Origin of the sequence: Spirillospora sp. NPDC049652 (genome assembly GCF_040675125.1) — a bacterium.
In the GTDB taxonomy this organism is placed as follows: Bacteria; Actinomycetota; Actinomycetes; order Streptosporangiales; family Streptosporangiaceae; genus Spirillospora.
In genome coordinates, this window is the sequence record NZ_JBFAOF010000651.1 from 1 (window position 1) to 4,213 (window position 4,213).

At 73.2% G+C, this 4,213-nt stretch carries 5 protein-coding genes; 4 read left to right on the forward strand and 1 reads right to left on the reverse strand.

Annotation, left to right across the window (positions count from 1 at the left end):
• The first annotated feature begins 61 nt into the window (after positions 1 to 61).
• Positions 62 to 1,423, forward strand: coding sequence for a low temperature requirement protein A (locus AB0J52_RS29910; RefSeq protein ID WP_500185972.1), 1,362 nt, complete (start codon positions 62 to 64; stop codon positions 1,421 to 1,423).
• A gap of 29 nt (positions 1,424 to 1,452) precedes the next feature.
• On the opposite strand, the gene AB0J52_RS29915 is transcribed toward AB0J52_RS29910, so the two are convergent.
• Positions 1,453 to 1,926, reverse strand: a complete 474-nt coding sequence (locus tag AB0J52_RS29915) for a pyridoxamine 5'-phosphate oxidase family protein (protein WP_500185974.1) — start codon at positions 1,924 to 1,926, stop codon at positions 1,453 to 1,455.
• Positions 1,927 to 2,040: 114 nt separating this feature from the next.
• On the opposite strand from AB0J52_RS29915, the gene AB0J52_RS29920 reads away from it, so the two are divergent.
• The 3 genes from AB0J52_RS29920 to AB0J52_RS29930 all read left to right on the forward strand — a co-directional run.
• Positions 2,041 to 2,976 (forward strand): ribonuclease Z, encoded by a 936-nt coding sequence (locus AB0J52_RS29920; protein WP_500185976.1) that lies wholly within the window; start codon positions 2,041 to 2,043, stop codon positions 2,974 to 2,976.
• A gap of 160 nt (positions 2,977 to 3,136) precedes the next feature.
• Positions 3,137 to 4,000 carry a glycoside hydrolase family 16 protein gene (locus AB0J52_RS29925; protein ID WP_500185978.1) on the forward strand — a complete coding sequence of 288 codons (864 nt, stop codon included), beginning with the start codon at positions 3,137 to 3,139 and terminating at the stop codon, positions 3,998 to 4,000.
• A 30-nt stretch (positions 4,001 to 4,030) separates the two neighbouring features.
• Positions 4,031 to 4,213 (forward strand): FAD-dependent oxidoreductase (locus AB0J52_RS29930; RefSeq protein ID WP_500185980.1); only part of this gene is annotated, 183 nt, incomplete at its 3' end.

A 4,213-nucleotide genomic window follows, 5' to 3' on the forward strand; every position in this document is an offset into this window, starting at 1 on the left:
GCCGGGTCGTCCTCGCCGTCCCCGGGCGCCGCCGACTCCGCGTCCTGACGGCCGCCTCCCGATGAACGCGCCCTCCCCCCAGGCGCGCCCGGGCGGTGTGGCGTCCGCGATGCCGGCGGTGATGCGGATCCGGGACGGCGGCCAGGGCGGCAAGGTCACCTTCTTCGAGCTGTTCTTCGACCTGGTCTTCGTCTTCGCCGTCACGCAGCTCTCGCACACCCTGCTGGAGCACCTGACCTGGCGCGGCGCGGCCCAGACGCTGATCCTGCTGATGGCCGTCTGGTGGGCGTGGATGTACACCTGCTGGACGACCAACTGGTTCGACCCCGACCATCCGGCCGTCCGGATCATGCTGGTCGGCGTGATGGTCGCCGGGCTGCTGATGGCGGCCACGCTGCCCGGCGCGTTCGGCCCGCGCGGCGTCTGGTTCGCCGCGACGTACGCCTCGATCCAGGTCGGGCGGACGCTGTTCGTGGCGTGGGCCACCCGGCGGCACGAGCTCGGCCGCAACTTCCAGCGCGTGCTGACCTGGCTGTCGGCCGCGGCCGCGCTGTGGATCATCGGCGGCCTGGTGGACGACCCGGGCCGCCGCGCCTGGCTGTGGGTGGCCGCGATCGCGGTCGAGCAGACCGCGCCGTGGTTCGGCTTCCTGGTGCCCGGCCTCGGCCGCTCGGCCACCCGGGACTGGACGATCGACGGCTCGCACATGGCCGAGCGCTGCCAGCTCTTCGTGATCATCGCGCTGGGCGAGTCGGTGCTGGTCACCGGGGCGACGATCAGCGGCCTGCCGATGGACGCGGCGCACGTGGCGGCGTTCGCCTCGGCCTTCGTCGGCAGCGTCGCGTTCTGGTGGATCTACTTCGACCACACCGCCGACGTCGCGGCCGAGCGGATCGCCGCGTCCGACGACCCGGGCCGCCTCGGCCGCTCGGCCTACACGTTCATGCACATCCCGATGGTGGCGGGGATCATCGTCGGGGCGGTCGCGGACGAGCTGACCATCGCGCACCCGTCCGGGCACGTCTCGGGCGGGCTGGTCGCGGTGGCGCTCGGCGGGCCGATCCTGTTCGTCGCCGGGCACGCGCTGTTCAAGCGGGTGGTCTTCGGCGGGTTCACCACGGCCCGCGTCGTCGCGATCGCGGCGCTGGCGGCGCTCGCGCCCGCCGCCGGGCTGCTCACCCCGCTCCTGCTGGGTCTCCTGACGACGTCCGTGATCGTCGCGCTGGCCCTCTGGGACGTCCGCGCCTACCGGCGGATGCGCCGCGAGCAGGCGTCCGCCGCGGAGCTCCTCCTCCCGGACGCGAATCCAGACACTTCAGGGCAAGGGGCGATCCATGTGCCCGCGCCCCGGCGCGAACCGGACCTGAGCGGCGAGCCGTCGCCGGAGGGGGACCGGAACGCCGATCCGCGCGTGGCGGACTGACCGGCGTCCCGCCCCCCGCGGGTTCGTGATCAGGCTTTGCCGTGGTCCCAGCTGACGACGCGGTCGGGTTCCATGACGATCAGGACCCGCTTGGCCATCGCCTGCTCCAGCCCGGCGGCGAACTCCGGCGCGACCGGTTCGCCGATCCGGGGGACGGGCAGCCCGGCCATCCGGGACCCGACGACCGCGCCGACCTTGAGCAGCGGCTCGCGGTCCTCGACCACCAGCCCCCGCCCGTACAGCGCGACGCCGCGCAGTTCGCCGTACTGGACGCCGTCCTCGACCAGGCACGTCATGACCGGGTCGCGGCGCAGGTTCAGCACCTTCTGCGACGACCGGTACGTGGTGAACGCGATCTTCCCGTCGAGCAGCGCGTAGAACATGGTCACCAGGTGCGGCGCGCCGTCCTTCCCGACCGTCGCGACCTGCACCTTGTAGCTCTCGTCGAGGAACGCCGCGACCTCGGCGGGGCTCATCCTGATCTTCTCGCGCTTGCTCGGCACCGCGGCCTCCGCTCATCGGGCCGGACGTCTCGGGGGGCTGGACGTCCGGGGGCTGGACGACCCGCTCAGAATAATCAAGCGCTTATTTCGGCCGGGCACCGGCATCATGGGCGGGTGTCCGTACGCGAACTCGTCGTCCTCGGCTCCGCCAGCGCGGTTCCGACCAGGCACCGCAACCACAACGGCTACCTGCTCCGCTGGGACGGGCAGGGCGTGCTCTTCGACCCCGGCGAGGGGACCCAGCGGCAGATGATCATGGCCGGGCTGGCGGCGAACGACGTCCACTGGATCTGCGTGACCCACTTCCACGGCGACCACTGCCTCGGCGTGCCCGGCCTGGTCCAGCGGATCGCGCGCGACGGCGTGGCGCACCCGGTCCACGCGGTCTTCCCGGCGAGCGGCGCGCGTTACTGGGAGCGGCTGCGGCACGCAACGCCGCACCGCGAGAGCGACGTCATCGTCGAGATGCCGGTGGACGGGGAGCGGGCGGCGCTGGCGACCGGCGGCCCGTTCACGCTGGTCGCGCGGCGACTCTCGCATCCGGTCGAGGCGTACGGGTACCGGCTGGCCGAGCCGGACGGCGTGACGATGCTGCCGGAGCGGCTCGCCGAGCTGGGCGTTCGCGGGCCGCTCGTCCGCCGCCTCCAGGAGGACGGCCGGGTCGACACCCCAGGCGGGCGCACGGTGACGCTGGACGAGTGCGCCGTCCGCCGGCCGGGGCAGAAGGTCGCGTTCGTCATGGACACCCGGCTCTGCGACGGCGTGTTCGAACTCGCCGACGGTGTGGACCTGCTGGTCATCGAGTCGACGTTCCTGGACGAGGAGGCCGCGCTCGCCGCCGAGTACGGGCACCTCACGGCGGGCCAGGCGGGCGAGGTCGCCAAGCGGGCCGGGGTGGGACGGCTCGTCCTGACGCACTTCTCCGAGCGGTACCGGCCGTCCGACGAGCCGCGCTTCACCGAGCAGGCCGCCCACGTCTTCGACGGCGAGATCACCCTCGTTCACGACCTGGACCGCATTCCGCTGCCCCCGCGCCGCGCCGCCCGCTGACTCGCCCGTCCCGCTGACTCGCCCGTCCCGCCGAACCGCCGGTCCCGCCGAACCGCCCGCGCGGCGGGGGATTGAACGCTCTAAAGCGGACGAAAGCAAGCGAACGGCAACAACCGGCATTTCTACTGACTCGGCGGCCGGGCGACGGTCTGATGAGCACATGGGGATCTCGGCGGCCGCCCGGGCCGGTGCGGCGGCTCTGCTCGTGGCGGCGCTGGTCACGGCGTGCTCGGACTCCGGCCCCGGACACGCCCGGCCGCCCGTCGCCGGCGGTCCCGCGTCCGGTGGCGGCCCGGCGTCGAACGGCGGCGGGGCGTCCGGCGGGGCGCCGGCGTCGGCTCCGTCGGGGACGGCCGACCCGCCGACCCCGGCGTTCTGGGGCAGGCCGGTGGTCCAGGACGGCTTCGACGGCAGCTCGGTCGACCCGTCCCGGTGGATCGTCTACAACAGCCCGGACGACCGGGTGAACCCGCGCACCGCCGCCGCCACCAGCGTGGACGCGGGCACGCTGCGGCTCACCGGCGGCCTCTACGGCGGCCGGGACCTGTCCGGCGGCATCGCGTCCCGGCTGACCCTCACGCACGGCCGCTGGGAGGTGCGGATGCGGGCGGAGAGCGGCGTCGGCTACTCGGCGGTCGCGCTGCTCTGGCCGAAGGTGTTCGGCGACCCCGAGAAGGCCGAGATCGACTTCGCGGAGATGATCGACCCCACCAGGCGGACCGCCGACCAGTACGTCCACTACGGGCCGGACGACACGCAGAAGCACAACGTCCTGCGCGCCGACTTCACGCAGTGGCACGTGTTCGCGCTCGACTGGCTGCCGCACCGCCTGACCTTCTGGCTGGACGGCCGGAAGGTGTGGGACTACCGGGGTGATCTCACTCCCGAGCGGTCCCAGATGGGCCTCGCCCTCCAGAACGACCAGGTGTGCGATCGGGGGCCGTCCTTCTGCCGCGACCGGTCCACCCCGAAATGGGTGACCATGTACGTGGACTGGATCAAGATCTACAGAGCCCCTGGTTGAGCCCCCGACCGGGTCGGGCAGGATGTCCGCATGAGCACATCGGTGGACGTCGTCGTGATCGGAACCGGCCCCGGCGGCGAGGACGCCGCCGGACGCCTGGCGGACGCGGGCCTGTCGGTCGTGGCCGTCGAGTCCCGGCTGGTCGGCGGCGAGTGCCCGTACTACGCCTGCGTGCCGACCAAGATGATGGCGCGCGCGGCCGACCTGGTCGCC